The sequence below is a fragment of the Citricoccus parietis genome (assembly GCF_042433045.1).
Classification (GTDB): domain Bacteria; phylum Actinomycetota; class Actinomycetes; order Actinomycetales; family Micrococcaceae; genus Citricoccus; species Citricoccus parietis.
Genome location: NZ_JBHLWH010000005.1, coordinates 98,145 through 112,054, shown reverse-complemented (window position 1 = coordinate 112,054; position 13,910 = coordinate 98,145). Strand labels below are relative to the sequence as shown.

At 69.0% G+C, this 13,910-nt stretch carries 10 protein-coding genes; 8 read left to right on the top strand and 2 right to left on the bottom strand.

All coding sequences use genetic code 11. The features are described from left to right. Positions 1–115 precede the first annotated feature (115 nt). Positions 116–2,803, bottom strand: coding sequence for a valine--tRNA ligase (gene valS, locus ACFFIO_RS01300; RefSeq protein ID WP_378039877.1), 2,688 nt, complete (start codon positions 2,801–2,803; stop codon positions 116–118). A 95-nt stretch (positions 2,804–2,898) separates the two neighbouring features. Here valS and ACFFIO_RS01295 point away from each other — a divergent pair, with 95 nt between their 5' ends. From ACFFIO_RS01295 to ACFFIO_RS01260, 8 genes are all read left to right on the top strand, one after another. After that, positions 2,899–4,347: an FAD-binding oxidoreductase gene (locus tag ACFFIO_RS01295; RefSeq protein WP_378039876.1), complete on the top strand. Its 1,449-nt coding sequence runs from the start codon at positions 2,899–2,901 to the stop codon at positions 4,345–4,347. Positions 4,348–4,366: 19 nt separating this feature from the next. After that, complete coding sequence (locus ACFFIO_RS01290) at positions 4,367–5,152, top strand: SDR family oxidoreductase (protein ID WP_378039875.1); 786 nt, start codon at positions 4,367–4,369, stop codon at positions 5,150–5,152. Positions 5,153–5,163: 11 nt separating this feature from the next. Beyond that, positions 5,164–5,736: a hypothetical protein gene (locus tag ACFFIO_RS01285; RefSeq protein WP_378039874.1), complete on the top strand. Its 573-nt coding sequence runs from the start codon at positions 5,164–5,166 to the stop codon at positions 5,734–5,736. 278 nt (positions 5,737–6,014) lie between these two features. Then, the gene (ileS, locus tag ACFFIO_RS01280) at positions 6,015–9,497 is read left to right on the top strand and encodes an isoleucine--tRNA ligase (protein WP_378039873.1); all 3,483 of its coding nucleotides are present in this window, start codon (positions 6,015–6,017) and stop codon (positions 9,495–9,497) included. A 74-nt stretch (positions 9,498–9,571) separates the two neighbouring features. Beyond that, a complete protein-coding gene (locus ACFFIO_RS01275; protein WP_378039997.1) occupies positions 9,572–11,173 on the top strand; it encodes a bifunctional folylpolyglutamate synthase/dihydrofolate synthase in 1,602 nt (533 codons plus the stop codon). Beyond that, on the top strand, positions 11,170–11,661 hold the full coding sequence (locus ACFFIO_RS01270) for a DUF4233 domain-containing protein (RefSeq protein ID WP_378039872.1): 492 nt from the start codon (positions 11,170–11,172) through the stop codon (positions 11,659–11,661). The genes ACFFIO_RS01275 and ACFFIO_RS01270 overlap by 4 nt, the downstream gene beginning before the upstream one ends. 84 nt (positions 11,662–11,745) lie before the next feature. Further along, positions 11,746–12,168, top strand: a complete 423-nt coding sequence (gene ndk, locus ACFFIO_RS01265) for a nucleoside-diphosphate kinase (protein WP_229672733.1) — start codon at positions 11,746–11,748, stop codon at positions 12,166–12,168. Positions 12,169–12,406: 238 nt separating this feature from the next. Next, positions 12,407–12,928 (top strand): GyrI-like domain-containing protein, encoded by a 522-nt coding sequence (locus ACFFIO_RS01260; protein ID WP_378039871.1) that lies wholly within the window; start codon positions 12,407–12,409, stop codon positions 12,926–12,928. A gap of 54 nt (positions 12,929–12,982) precedes the next feature. Here the strand turns inward: ACFFIO_RS01260 and ACFFIO_RS01255 are convergent, their stop codons facing one another. Beyond that, complete coding sequence (locus tag ACFFIO_RS01255; protein ID WP_378039870.1) at positions 12,983–13,648, bottom strand: vitamin K epoxide reductase family protein; 666 nt, start codon at positions 13,646–13,648, stop codon at positions 12,983–12,985. Positions 13,649–13,910: the final 262 nt, after the last annotated feature.

Below are 13,910 nucleotides of genomic sequence, written 5' to 3'. Positions count from 1 at the left end.
GTCATCCGGTGATCCCTATATCAGCACGGCTGCCGGACTTTTTTACCTTGGCCCGAGATTATTAATCCCCTGGTCCGGCATCATGGAGCAGATCCGTCACGCCTAACGGCCGTACCTATCCGGTGGTGGCTTCCGAGACGTCCGGCGCGGCCAGCTCCACCTGGGAGACCTCGATGCCGGCGTCCCCGTTCGGGCTGCCGGCCAGCAGCGTGAGTTCGCGGACGTTGCCCGCGGCCTTGAGATCGGCGAGTCCGCCGCGCAGGGAACCGAGGCGGTTCTCCGGGGCGGTCACGACGGCGGCGAGAACCTCGGTGCGCTGCTTCACCTTCGCCTCTGACTTGGCCCTCCGGATGCCGCCGAGGGCGAGGGCGACGGCAGCTAGCACGTCGGCGGTGGCGCCGGCGGAGGCGGCCTCGATGCCGGCGATCTCCTCAGCCCGGCCCGGCCAGGGGGCGCGGTGCACGGAGCCTGTCCGCCACCAGCCCCAGACCTCGTCCGTGGCGAAGGGCTGGAAGGGTGCCAGCAGGCGCAGCAGGGCGTCCAGCGTGGTCGCCAGGGTCGCCAGCACGGAGGCCTGCTCGGCCTCGCCGTGGCCGCCGTAGGCGCGGTCTTTGATGAGCTCCACGTAGTCGTCTGTGAACTGCCAGAAGAAGGACTCCGTCAGGTTCAGCGCCCGGGCGTAGTCGTACGTCTCAAAGGCCCGCGAGGACTGCTGGACGGTGTCGTACAGGCGGACCATTAGGGCCTTGTCCAGCGGGTTGGTGATGACCGCGGCATCGTCGGCAGAGCGGACCACGTTGTCCACCGAGGCGCCGAGGTTCAGGGCGAACTTCGAGGCGTTGAGGAGCTTGATCGCCAGCCGTCGGCCGATTTTCATCTGCGCCACCTCATAGGCGGTGTCCGCGCCGAGCTTGGCGGAGGCCGCCCAGTACCGGACCGCATCCGAGCCGTACTCGTCCAGCACATCGGTGGGGACCACCACGTTGCCCTTGGACTTGGACATCTTCTTCCGGTCCGGGTCCAGGATCCAACCGGAGAGGGCGGTGTGGTTCCACGGCACCGAGTCGTTCAGGGCCTCGGCCCGGACCACGGTGGAGAACAGCCACGTGCGGATGATGTCGTGGCCCTGGGGGCGCAGGTCGAACGGGAAGACCTTGCCGAAGAATTCCTCGTCCCGGCTCCAGCGCCCGACGATCTGCGGGGTCAGCGAGGAGGTGGCCCAGGTGTCCAGCACGTCCGGGTCACCGGTGAAGCCACCGGGCACGTCCCGCTGGGTCTCGTCGTAGCCCGGAGCGGCCTCAGCCACCGGATCCACCGGCAACCGGTCCTCGGCGGGCACGATCGGGTGCTCGTAGTCCGGTTCGCCGGAGGCGTCGAGCGGGTACCAGACCGGGATCGGCACACCGAAGAACCGCTGGCGGGACACCAGCCAGTCGCCATTGAGACCCTCCACCCAGTTCTCGTAGCGGGAGCGCATGAACTCGGGATGCCAGGACAGCTGGCGGCCCCGGGCGAGGAGCTTCTCGCGGCGTTCGGCGTCCCGTCCGCCGTTGCGGATGTACCACTGGCGGGAGGAGATCACCTCGAGCGGTTTGTCGCCCTTCTCATAGAAGTTCACCGGGTGGGTGATCTTCTTCGGCTCGCCGTCCATCAGTTCGGCCTCGGTCAACGCGGTCACCACGGATTCCTTGGCGGAGAACACGGTCTTGCCGGCCAGCTTCTCGTACTCGGCGCGGCCCGACTCGCTGGTGATCCATTCGGGGGTCTCGGCGTGGAAGCGGCCGTCACGGCCCACCACGGTGCGGGTCGGCAGGTTCAGTTCGCGCCACCAGGTGACGTCGGTGAGGTCGCCGAAGGTGCAGACCATGGCGATGCCGGAGCCCTTGTCCGGCTTGGCGAGCCCGTGGGCTCGGACCTCGACCTGGACCCCGAACAGCGGAGAGGTCACGGTCTGGCCGAACAGCGGCTGGTACCGCTCGTCGTCGGGGTGGGCCACGAGGGCCGAGCAGGCCGGCAGCAGCTCGGGACGGGTGGTCTCGATGAAGACCTTCTCCCCGGCAGCGGTGAAGAACGGGATGCGGTGATAGGCGCCGGGCACCTCGCGGTCCTCGAGCTCCGCCTGGGCCACGGCGGTGCGGAAGGTGACGTCCCACAGCGTGGGGGCCTCGGCCATGTAGGCGTCCCCGGAGGCCAGGTTGCGCAGGAACCCGCGCTGGGACACGGCGCGGGACGTGTCATCGATCGTCCGGTAGGTCAGGGACCAGTCCACGGACAGGCCGAGCCGCGTGAACAGGTTCTCGAAGACCTTCTCGTCCTCGACGGCCAGTTCCTCGCACAGCTCGATGAAGTTGCGGCGGGAGACCACGTCCCAGTCCCGCTGGTTCTTCGCGGGCTTCTCCGGCGGCTGGTACCCCGGGATGTAGGGCTTGGTCGGATCGCAGCGGACGCCGTAGTAGTTCTGCACGCGGCGTTCCGTGGGCAGGCCGTTGTCGTCCCAGCCCATGGGGTAGAAGACGTTCTTGCCGTTCATGCGCTGGTAGCGGGCCAGCACGTCGGTCTGCGTGTAGGAGAACATGTGCCCCACGTGCAGCGATCCGGAGGCGGTCGGCGGCGGGGTGTCGATCGAGTAGACCTGCTCCCGCGTGGTGTCGGCCTCGAAGGCATAGGTGCCCTCGGCCCTCCACCGGGCGGAGAGCTTGTCCTCCAGCCCCTCGAGGGCAGGACGGTCCGGAACGGTCACGGCAACACTGGTGGACGCGGTCGTGGAAACGGGCGTGTCTGTGCCCGGGATCTGTTCAGCCATGATCCCGATTGTCCCACGCCCCCTGAGGCTCTCCGAACCGGGTCACTCGGGACGGCGCGATGGCGAGCCGGGGGATCCCGGCCTACCGTGGGGCCATGTCCATCTCACGCAGCACAGTCGTCAGCACTGCCGGCAACCCCCTGACACAGCGCCTGGTCGACGAGCTGGGACCCGAGCTCACTCCGGGCGCCGTCAGCGTCGAGCCGGGCGTCGTGGCGGGCCACGCCGCGGACCAGGCACCCTTCGGCGCGGTGGGCGATGCGCTGGCCCTGGTGCGGGCCCGCACCGTCCAGGATGTCCAGGCGACGCTGCGTCTCGCGTCCCGGCTCGGCATCCCGGTGGTGCCCCAGGGCACCCGCACCGGCATCTCCGGTGGTGCGAACGCCGTGGACGGGTGCATCCTGCTCTCCGTCGAGCGGATGGACTCGATCCTGGAGATCAACACCGGCGAGCAGACGGTGACCGTGGAACCCGGGGTCATCAACCAGACCCTCAAGGAGGCCCTCGTGCCCCACGGTCTGGCGTACCCGCCGGATCCCGGCTCGGTGGCGATCTGCTCCATCGGCGGGAACGTGGCCACGAACGCCGGCGGCCTGTGCTGCGTGAAGTACGGGGTGACACGGGACTACGTCCGGGAACTCAAGGTGGTGCTGGCTGATGGCACGCTGACGCGGCTGGGGCATCGGACGACCAAGGGAGTGGCCGGACTGGACCTCGTCGGCCTGTTCGTCGGCTCGGAGGGGACCCTCGGCGTCGTCGTGGAGGTGACGTTGCGGCTGGTGCCGCTGCTGCCGCCCCCGTTGACGGCCGTGGCGGCCTTCCCCACGGAACGCGCGGCCGCCTCCGCCGTGGCTGCGTTCATGGCCACGGGCGCCCGCCCCTCGATGCTGGAGTCCCTGGACCGCCATGCCATCACGCTCCTCAACGAGTTCGGCGACTTCGGACTCGACGCGGAGGCCGGAGCCCTGCTGCTGATGCAGTCCAACGGGGACGGCCACCGGGAGTCCGCCGAACAGGAGGTGGCCGCCTTCGCCGCGACGGCCGAGCACCACGGCGCCCTGGACGTCGCGTTCAGCACGGATCCAGAGGACAGCGACGCCCTGGTGGCCACGCGGCGGATGGCCCAGCCGGCCTTCGAACGCCATGCGCAGACTCACGGCGGCGGACAGCTGCTGGACGACGTCTGCCTGCCACGGATGGCATTGCCCGAGTTCTACGACCGTCTGGAGACCATCCGCGAGCGGACCGGCCTGATGATCGCCGTGGTCGCCCATGCCGGTGACGGCAACGTCCACCCCTCTGTGTTCTTCGACGCCCAGGACCCGGAATCGACCCGTCAGGCCCATGAGGCGTTCGAGGAGATCATGGACATCGGCTTGCAGCTGGGCGGCACCATCACCGGCGAGCACGGGGTGGGATCGCTGAAGCGTGCCTGGCTGCCCCGGGAACTGGACGAGGGGAGCCGGCGGCTGCACCGGTCGATCAAGGACGCGGTGGATCCCGGGGGCATCCTCAATCCCGGCAAACAACTCGCCGAACTCTGACCGTGAATAGAGTGGTGCCATGACTGGTGAGAAGAACACCCGACCGAACCGCGCCGCCGTCGTGACCGGGGCCTCCTCCGGCATCGGCCGGGCCACCGCCGCTCAACTCGCGGCCGAGGGCTGGACCGTCTACGCCGTGGCCCGCCGCACCGACAGGCTCGAGTCCCTCGCCGAGGCGGTGCCCGCGGGCACCGGAACCATCGTCCCGGTGCCCGCCGACGTCACGGACGCCGAGCAGATGGCCAGGGTCCGCCAGGTCGTCGAGGACGGCGGGGGAGTGGACACCGTGCTGTGCATCGCCGGCGGCGCGCAGGGCACCGACCGGGTGGCGGACGGTCAGGGCGGGGACTGGGACTGGATGTACCGCGTCAACGTGCAGGGCACCCTGAACACCACCCAGGCGTTCCTGCCCCTGCTCCGCGCCACCGGGCACGGCACCGTGCTGGTCCTGACCTCGACGGCGGCGCTCGCCAGCTATGAGGGCGGCGGCGGGTACAACGCAGCGAAGATGGCCCAGCACGGACTCGTCGGCGCGCTGCGCCTCGAGGAGGTGGACCACAACATCCGGGTGGTCGAGGTGCTGCCGGGACTGGTGCACACGGAGGAGTTCACGCTGAACCGCCTCGGCGGCGACCAGGAGGCGGCGGACCGCGTCTACGCGGGGGTGGAGAAGCCCCTGACCGCCGAGGACGTCGCGGACGTCTGCACCTATGCCGTCTCGGTGCCCCACCACGTCAACCTGGACCAGATCGTGCTGCGGCCCGTGGCCCAGGCGGCCAACTTCAAGATGATCAGGACAACGTGAGGAACACCAGCATGGCAGGACAGCACCGAGACCGGCCGACCGCCGCCCGGGGCAACAGCAAGGACAGCGGCGCAGTCAGCAGCACGGACACCGACCACCCCGGCGTGGACGTCCCAAGACTCCGGAAGGCACTCGGCCTGGGTGCCGCCACCGGGATCGTCTCCGCCTTCCCCCTGTGGAAGATCCCCCGCAAGCCCCTGGCCCTGTGGTCCGGCGGTGTCGCTGCCGCGGTGGCGACCGGCGTCCTGATGCTGAAACGGGATCAGTTCGAGCGTGAGGCCGAGGTGCAGGGTGAAGCCCCCACCGAAGTGTCCCGGGCCCGGCGCCTCGGCGCCCCCGTGGCCACGGGGGCCCTCTTCGGCGGGCTCATGGCCGGCTCCGTGTGGCTGACATCGGTCACCGACGAGTGGTCCGAGAAGCTGATCGCCCGGCTCGGTGCGAAACGGCCGCGGGCTACCTACGCCGTGCTCGCCGGGGTGGGGACCGCGCTGATCGACTACTTCGACGATTCGCCGAGAAGGAGCGGGCAGGACGGGAAAGAGGACCCAGGCGAGAGGAGCGAGAAGAGCGAGAAAAGAGCGTAGAATCAGCACCAGCAGCACCAGCAGCACTGACCCGGCCATCACCGGCGAGCTTCCGGAAGAACGGGCACGGCACGCGCCGGCCCCAGTAGACCCGGACGGGTAAGCCCGTCACAGCAGTCATGAGCGGCCGATCTCGCCTCACCGGACCACCGGGAGCGGGACGGCAAGCAGGGTGGTACCGCGCCGCCGTCGTCCTCGATCTCCGCGCTGGAGCTCAAGGACAACGTCAGGCGTCCTTGCAGGAAGACCAGACAGCACCACAGTCGACCCCTGCAAGGATGGCAACGCCCGTGTACCCCCTCGCCAGCTCGGATCCGAACGCCCAGTCCGGCACCCCCTCCTCCCCGCGTTTCCCAGAGATCGAGGAGCGCGTCCTGAAGTACTGGGACGAGGACGGCACTTTCCAGGCCTCCATCGACGCGCGGCCTGCCACCCACGAGGACGGCTCCGGCAACGAGTTCGTCTTCTATGACGGCCCACCCTTCGCGAACGGCCTGCCCCACTACGGCCACCTGCTGACCGGCTACGTCAAGGACCTCGTGGCCCGCTACCAGACGCAGCAGGGCCGCCGGGTGGAGCGCCGCTTCGGCTGGGACACGCACGGGCTGCCCGCCGAACTCGAGGCCATGAAGCAGCTGGGCATGACGGACAAGGCCCAGATCGAGGCCATGGGTATCGACAAGTTCAACGACGCCTGCCGCGCCTCCGTGCTCAAGTACACGGATCAGTGGAAGGACTACGTCAACCGGCAGGCCCGCTGGGTCGACTTCGAGAACGACTACAAGACCCTGAACCCCGAGTTCATGGAGTCCGTGCTCTGGGCGTTCAAGGACCTGCACTCCAAGGACCTCACCTACCGCGGCTTCAGGGTCCTGCCTTACTGCTGGCAGGACGAGACCCCGCTGTCCAACCACGAACTGCGCATGGACGAGGACGTCTACAAGTCCCGCCAGGACCCCTCGGTCACCGTGGCCTTCCCGATCACCGGTCTGGCCGCGGGCTCGGCCGGCGCCGATGCGGCCCTGGCTGCCGAGCTCACCGGGGTGCGCGTGCTCGCCTGGACCACCACCCCCTGGACCCTGCCGACCAACCAGGCACTCGTCGTCGGACCGGAGATCACCTACGCGGTGGTCCCCGCCGGACCGGAGGCCGCGGAGGACATCGCCGGATCCTCGTATCTTCTGGCCCAGGACCTGCTGGGGGCGCACGCCAAGGAGCTGGGCTATCCCGACGCCGGCGCCGCCACCGAGGCGGTCCAGCGCACCTACCTGGGCTCCCGGTTGGGCGGTCTGGCCTACGAGCCGCTGTTCACCTACTTCACGGATGTGGAGACCTACGGCACCGAGAATGCGTGGCAGATCCTCGTGGACGACTACGTCACCACCGAGGACGGCACCGGCGTGGTCCACCAGGCGCCGGCCTACGGTGAGGACGACCAGCGGATCTGTGAGGCCCATGGCATCCCGGTGATCCTCTCCGTGGACGAGGGCGCGCGCTTCCTGCCCCTGTTCGGGGACGCGAATCGGGGCGGCGGCGAGCTCCAGGACATCGCCGGCGTGCAGGCCTTCGAGGCCAACCGGACCATCATCCGGGCGCTGAAGGCGGCCGGGAAGCTGTTCAGGGAGGCTTCCTACGAGCACTCCTACCCGCACTGCTGGCGCTGCCGCACGCCGCTGATCTACCGCGCCATCACCAGCTGGTACGTCTCCGTCACCGCGTTCAAGGACCGCATGGTCGAACTGAACGAGGACATCAACTGGATCCCGTCCAACGTCAAGCACGGGCAGTTCGGCAAGTGGCTCGAGAACGCCCGGGACTGGTCCATCTCCCGCAACCGCTACTGGGGCTCGCCCATCCCGGTGTGGGAGTCGGACCATCCGGAGTACCCGCTCCAGGAGGTCTACGGCTCACTGACCGAGATCGAGGAGGCCTTCGGGCGGCTGCCGCGCAACGATCAGGGTGAGGTGGACCTGCACCGTCCCTGGATCGACGATCTGACCCGGCCGCACCCGGACCCGGAGGCCGCCGCCGCCGGGGCCGTGATGCGCCGCGTGGAGGACGTGCTGGACGTCTGGTTCGACTCCGGCTCCATGCCGTACGCCCAGGTGCACTACCCCTTCGAGGAGAAGGAGTGGTTCGAGACCCACAATCCGGCCGACTTCATCGTGGAGTACATCGGTCAGACCCGCGGCTGGTTCTACACCATGCACGTGCTGGCCACCGCACTGTTCGACCGCCCGGCGTTCTCCAACGTCATCAGCCACGGGATCGTCCTGGGCTCGGACGGGCAGAAGATGTCCAAGTCCCTGAAGAACTACCCGGACGTCTCCGAGGTCCTGGACCGGGACGGCTCTGACGCCATGCGCTGGTTCCTGATGGCCTCGCCCATCCTGCGCGGAGGGAACCTGGTGGTCACCGAGGAGGGCATCCGGGAGGCGACCCGCCAGGTGCTGCTGCCGGCCTGGAACGTGTGGCACTTCTTCAGCCTCTACGCGAACTCGGCACGCGGCCGGGCCGCGGACGGCACCGAGCGCCCGAAAGGCTATCGTGCCTCGTTCCGCTATGAGTCCACGGACCCGCTGGACCAGTACATCCTGGCCGCCACCGGACGCATGCTCCGCGAGGTCAAGGCCGGCCTCGACTCCTACGAGGTCTCCGACGCCACCGACGCCCTGCGCGCCTACATGGAAACCATGACCAACTGGTACGTCCGCCGCTCCCGCCAGCGTTTCTTCGACGAGGACACCCAGGCGCTGGACGTGCTGTACACGTCCCTGGAGGCCTTCTGCCGGGCCGCGGCGCCGTTGATGCCGCTGGTGGCCGAGGAGATATGGCGCGGACTGACCGGCGGCCGGTCGGTGCACCTGACCGACTACCCGGATGCCGCGCCGTTCTTCGCCGGCTTCGCCTCGGAGGCGGAGGCCCAGGCTCTGGTCGAACGCATGGAGACCGTCCGCCGTATCGCCTCGGCCGGCTCCTCGTTGCGCAAGGGGGCCAAACGCCGCGTGCGGCTGCCGTTGCAGTCCCTGACCGTGGTGGTGCCGGATGCGGCCGGCCTGGCCGGCGCCTACACGGACATCATCATGGACGAGCTGAACCTGAAGTCCGTGGACCTGCAGGACGCCGCCGAGGTGTCCGCCACCGATTTCGGGATCAGCCAGTCCCTGGCCGTCAACGCCCGTGCTGCCGGCCCGCGCCTGGGCAAGCAGGTCCAGGTCGCCATCAAGGGCGCCAAGTCCGGTGACTGGTCCGTGGCCGAGGACGGGACGGTCGTCTCGGGCGGTATCCCACTCGTCGAGGGGGAGTACTCCCTCGAGACCACCGTCGGTGCGGCCGGGGCCGTGGCTGGCGGAGGCCAAGACAACGAGGCTGACGCCGACGCCGGCGCCGCGGCTGCATCGCGCGCGGTCACCGTGGTGCCCGGCGGCTTCCTGGTGCTGGACACCTCGGTCCCGGCGGACATGGCCGCCGAGGGCACGGCGCGCGACGTGATCCGGGCCCTCCAGGCCGCCCGCAAGGACGCCGGACTGGAGGTCTCAGACCGGGTGCGGACCGTGATCACGGGACCGGCCGCCGTCGTGCACGCCGTGGATGTGCACCGGGACCTCGTCTCCGGGGAGACCCTGACGGTGGAGCTGGTGCTGGAGGACTCCGGGGCCGCGGATCCACGTCAGGACCCCGCCGATGACGCGACCAAGACCGTGCAGGTGACCGTGGCCAAGGCCGCCGCCGCATCCATCTCGACCGGGAGTGACGCGTGAGCATGAAGGACCGCAAGAACAAGAACAAGAGCAAGAACAAGAACAAGAAGAGCAATCAGAACGAGGACTATCAATTGCCGGATGAACCGGCCGAGGCACCCGAGACGGTCGAGGCCGTCTACCGTGACCTGCTCGCGCGGGCCCCGGAGAACAAGATGGAACCGCGCATGGAACCGATGTTCCGGGCGATGGAGTTGCTCGGCGAACCGCAGCGGGCGGCGCCGGTCATCCACCTGACGGGGACGAACGGCAAGACCTCCACGGCGCGGATGATCGAGTCGGTGCTGCGGGCCTACGGCCTGCGCACCGGCCGGTACACCTCGCCGCACCTGAGCTCGGTGACCGAGCGCATCAGCATCGACGGGGCTCCTGTGGACCGCGGCACGTTCGTGCGGATCTGGAACGAGATCCTGCCGGTGGTCCAGGTGGTCGACGCCGAGCTGGAGGCGGCCGGGGAGAACCGGCTGACCTACTTCGAGGCCCTGACCGTGCTCGGCTTCGCCGTCTTCGCGGATGAGCCGGTGGATGTGGTGGTGCTCGAGGTCGGTCTCGGCGGGATCACGGACGCCACCAATGTGGCCGACGCGGCGGTGTCCGTGGTGAGCCCGATCTCGCTGGACCACAGCGACCTGCTCGGGGACACCGTGGCCGAGATCGCCGCGGAGAAGGCCGGGATCATCAAGCCTGGCGGCTTCCTCGTCTCGGCCGCCCAGGAACCGGACGCCGCGCAGGTCCTGCTGGACGTGGCCCGTGCGGTGGACGCGGGCTTCCGGTTCGGTGGCGTCGACTTCGGTGTGGAGTCCCGGTCCGTGGCCGTGGGCGGACAGCAGGTGTCCGTCCAGGGCATCGCGGGCCGCTACCCCGAGCTCACGCTGCCGCTGCACGGCGGACACCAGGCCGAGAACCTGGCCCTGGCCGTGGCCGCATTGGAGGCGTTCTTCGGGGGCGAGAAGCCGCTGGAGTTCGACCTCCTGCAGCAGGGCATCGCCGAGGTCACCGCCCCCGGCCGGCTCGAGGTGGTACGCAACGCCCCGACGATCGTGGTGGACGCGGCGCACAACCCGGCCGGCATCAAGGCCACCGCCGGGGCACTGCAGGAGGCGTTCGGGCTCGAGAAGCTCGTGCTGGTGGTCGGTGTCCTCCAGGAGAAGGACGCCCTGTCCATGCTCACGGAGCTGTACCGGGAGTTCGGCGACCTGGTGGAGGACCTCTGCCTGACCCAGTCCGACTCGCCCCGCGCCATCCCGGCCGGCGAACTGGCCCAGACGGCCCTGGACGCCGGCTGGCCGGAGGAGGATCTCTTCGCCACGGAGTCCGTTCCGGACGCCATCGAATGGGCGGTGGGACGTGCCGAGGCCACCACTGCCGGGGAAGCCGGCCTGGGCGGCGGCGTGCTGATCACCGGATCCATCACCCTGGTGGCCGAAGCCCGTGAGCTCCTCGGTGCACCCTCGGCGGGTGCGCCGGGGTCCGGAACCCCAGAGGCGGTGGCGGTGCCCACCGCCGTGGACGTGTTCAACGACTTCGGCCTGGAGCTGGGTGACGGCCTCGACGAGGACGAGGAGGACTTCGACGACATCTTCGACGAGAACGATCATGACGGCGACGTCGATGGCGGAACCCAGGGGCCTCGGGGGTCCCGGGGACCGAGGGCAGACGGAGGGGACAACGCATGAGTTCGGACAGCTCATCCGAGACGACGACCGGGCACGAGTCCTGGCGACCGGCACGGGAGACCAAGTCCCAGCGGCAGTGGAAGCCGGGGCAGGTCAAGAAGGCCCGCTCCATCCGGGCGACCTTCACCTCCACCGTCCTGGTCATGGAGGCCTTCGTGCTGGCCTTCTTCGGCATGGCCGTCTACGGGGTCAACCGGGGCGAGCCGATGGCACCCTGGGCACTGGGCCTGTCCCTGGGCCTGGCGGTGGTGGCGATCCTGACGTGCGCGCTGGTCCGGAAGCCGCTCGGCATCTGGATCGGCTGGACCATCCAGATCCTCCTGGTGGCGTCCGCCTTCATCGAATACACCATGGCCATCGTGGGCGTGGGTTTCGGCCTGGCCTGGTGGTACGCCGTGGTCAAGGGCGCGCAGATCGACCGTGAGAACACCTCACGCGCCGAGGCCGAGGCGAGGTGGCGTGAAGAGCACGGCCCCGCATCCCAGTAGGGTTGGACCCGGAGTCCGCGTGAGCGGCCTAGAAAAACCATCCATCCCGGGACCACCCGACCCCTGGATATCCAAGGAGCATCTGTGACCACCACTGTCGAAGAGACCCTCGTCCTCATCAAGCCCGACGGAGTCGCCCGCAACCTGACGGGCCAGATCCTGGCCCGCGTCGAGGCCAAGGGATACACCATCGCGGACCTGAGGATGCTTGAGCCGAGCCGCGAGATGCTCGTGCAGCACTACGCCGAGCACGAGGGCAAGCCCTTCTTCGAGCCGCTCGTCGAGTTCATGGGTTCCGGCCCGGTCGTGGCCGTGCGCCTGCGGGGCAACCGAGTCATCGAGGGCTTCCGCTCGCTGGCCGGCGCCACGGAGCCCACCACCGCGGCCCCCGGAACCATCCGCGGTGACCTCGGCCGCGACTGGGGCGAGTCCGTGCAGAAGAACCTGGTCCACGGCTCCGACTCCACCGAGTCAGCCACCCGCGAGCTCGGCATCTGGTTCGCCTGACCCGTCCGGCCGCTCCGACTGAACCCCGCTGAACCGTCATCACCCAGGAAGATCCGGGCGAGGAAGACTCGCTCGGACCTTCTGGGGTGATGACTTTCTCGTTCCCACGGCGGGACTGCCGATGCAAACCGCACGTTTGGAGTGGGGCCGCGCGGGCCCGGGTCCTAGGGTGATCCTGGATCCCGCCGCCACTGGACAGAGAACAGAGGGACACCCCCCCCCGACCCGAGGAGTCATCATGACGCAGAACGCCTCCAGCCCGTACTACCTGGCCGCCCCCTACACCGAGGTCACGGTCCTCGAGGTGCCGCCGGTCACCACGGTGGTGCAGGCCGTCACCGATTCGCCGATGGCCGCCATGGCGGAGGTGTTCGATTCCACCTTCTCCGCGCTCTTTCCCGCACTCGGCGCCCATGGCCTCCAGCCGGTCGGCCCCGCCTTCTCGCTGCACACCCGGATGCCCTCGGACACGGTGGACATGGAGGTGGGTCTGCCGGTGGACCGCCCTCTGGAGGAGCCGGTCACCGCGGGATCTGGGATCACGTTGGCATCCTCCGAGTTGCCGGGAGGCCGGATCGCGATCGTGTCCCACCTCGGCGCGTATGACAGCCTGGGGGACGCCTGGAGCGCCTTCATGCAGGCCGTGGCCGAGGCCGGGCATCAGCCGGCGCTGCCGTTCTGGGAGATCTACGTGACCGAGCCGAGCCCGGACCAGGACCCGGCCGCCATGCGCACTGACCTGGTCACGCTGCTCGCCTGAGCCTCAAGCTGTTCGCTGGGGCGGTTCGCTGGGGCAGGCCGCCCGGACAGCTGCTCAGAAGAAGGCGTTGGAGAAGCGCAGCAGGATGGAGGCCAGCACGCCCACGTAGAGCAGGACGATGACCGGCCAGGACCACTCGGCGGCGAACTTCCGCAGGCCGGCCGGGGCGGGGATCACGCCGTGCTGGATGTTCCGGGATGTCAGCAGGACGAACAGGGGGATCATGCCGGCCCAGACGACCATGCAGTACAGGCAGAGGATGTTGATCTCGTAGACGGCCTGGCTCCACAACCAGACGATGAAGACGAAGCCGGCCAGGACTCCGAGGTTCATGCCGATCCAGAACCAGCGGGCGAACCGCGCCCGGGCGAAGAGGCCCATGGCGATGGTGATGACGATCGGGAATGCCACCATGCCGATGAACTGGTTGGGGAAGTTGAACAGCTGGGACTGCCACGTCTTCATGACCTCGCCGCAGGACACCCAGGGATTGAGATCGCAACTGGTGATGTGGTTCGGATCGTTCCACAGCATCACCCGTTCCATGACCAGCATGAGGGTGCCGTACAGGCCCAGCAGGGCGGTGATCAGCATCATCCACGCCGTGCCGAAGGGCCGGGCGTACCAGCTGAGGCGGTCGTCGAGCCCACCGCCGGGGGTGGCGACGTCACTGCCGGCGTCGGTCGCGGTGCGGGGGGAGGCGTCTGCGGGGGAGTTCACCGCTCCATCGTAGAACGTGGGGTGCTGCCGTGAACGAGTCGCGGTGCGGAGCACGGCCGTGGCGCCGGATGGTGGAGGCCGATCGGCTTCATCCCGCCGATCAGGCCCCCCGTGTGAGAGAATGGTCCTCGACCCGCCGATGGCCACACCATGGGCAGGGTCCATTGGACGGCCACCGGGCCGGCGGTAGAGGACTGAGGCAGTGTAAGGAAACTGCCAGGCCTTCAGAGACGCGGACCACGCGTCCTCGGCCTTGCGACAG

Coding starts and splice junctions, on each gene's coding strand:
- ileS (WP_378039873.1), top strand. CDS start 6,015: ATGGCAACGCCCGTGTACCCCCTCGCCAGCTCGGATCCGAACGCCCAG.
- valS (WP_378039877.1), bottom strand. CDS start 2,803: ATGGCTGAACAGATCCCGGGCACAGACACGCCCGTTTCCACGACCGCG.
- ACFFIO_RS01285 (WP_378039874.1), top strand. CDS start 5,164: ATGGCAGGACAGCACCGAGACCGGCCGACCGCCGCCCGGGGCAACAGC.
- ACFFIO_RS01295 (WP_378039876.1), top strand. CDS start 2,899: ATGTCCATCTCACGCAGCACAGTCGTCAGCACTGCCGGCAACCCCCTG.
- ACFFIO_RS01270 (WP_378039872.1), top strand. CDS start 11,170: ATGAGTTCGGACAGCTCATCCGAGACGACGACCGGGCACGAGTCCTGG.
- ACFFIO_RS01290 (WP_378039875.1), top strand. CDS start 4,367: ATGACTGGTGAGAAGAACACCCGACCGAACCGCGCCGCCGTCGTGACC.
- ACFFIO_RS01260 (WP_378039871.1), top strand. CDS start 12,407: ATGACGCAGAACGCCTCCAGCCCGTACTACCTGGCCGCCCCCTACACC.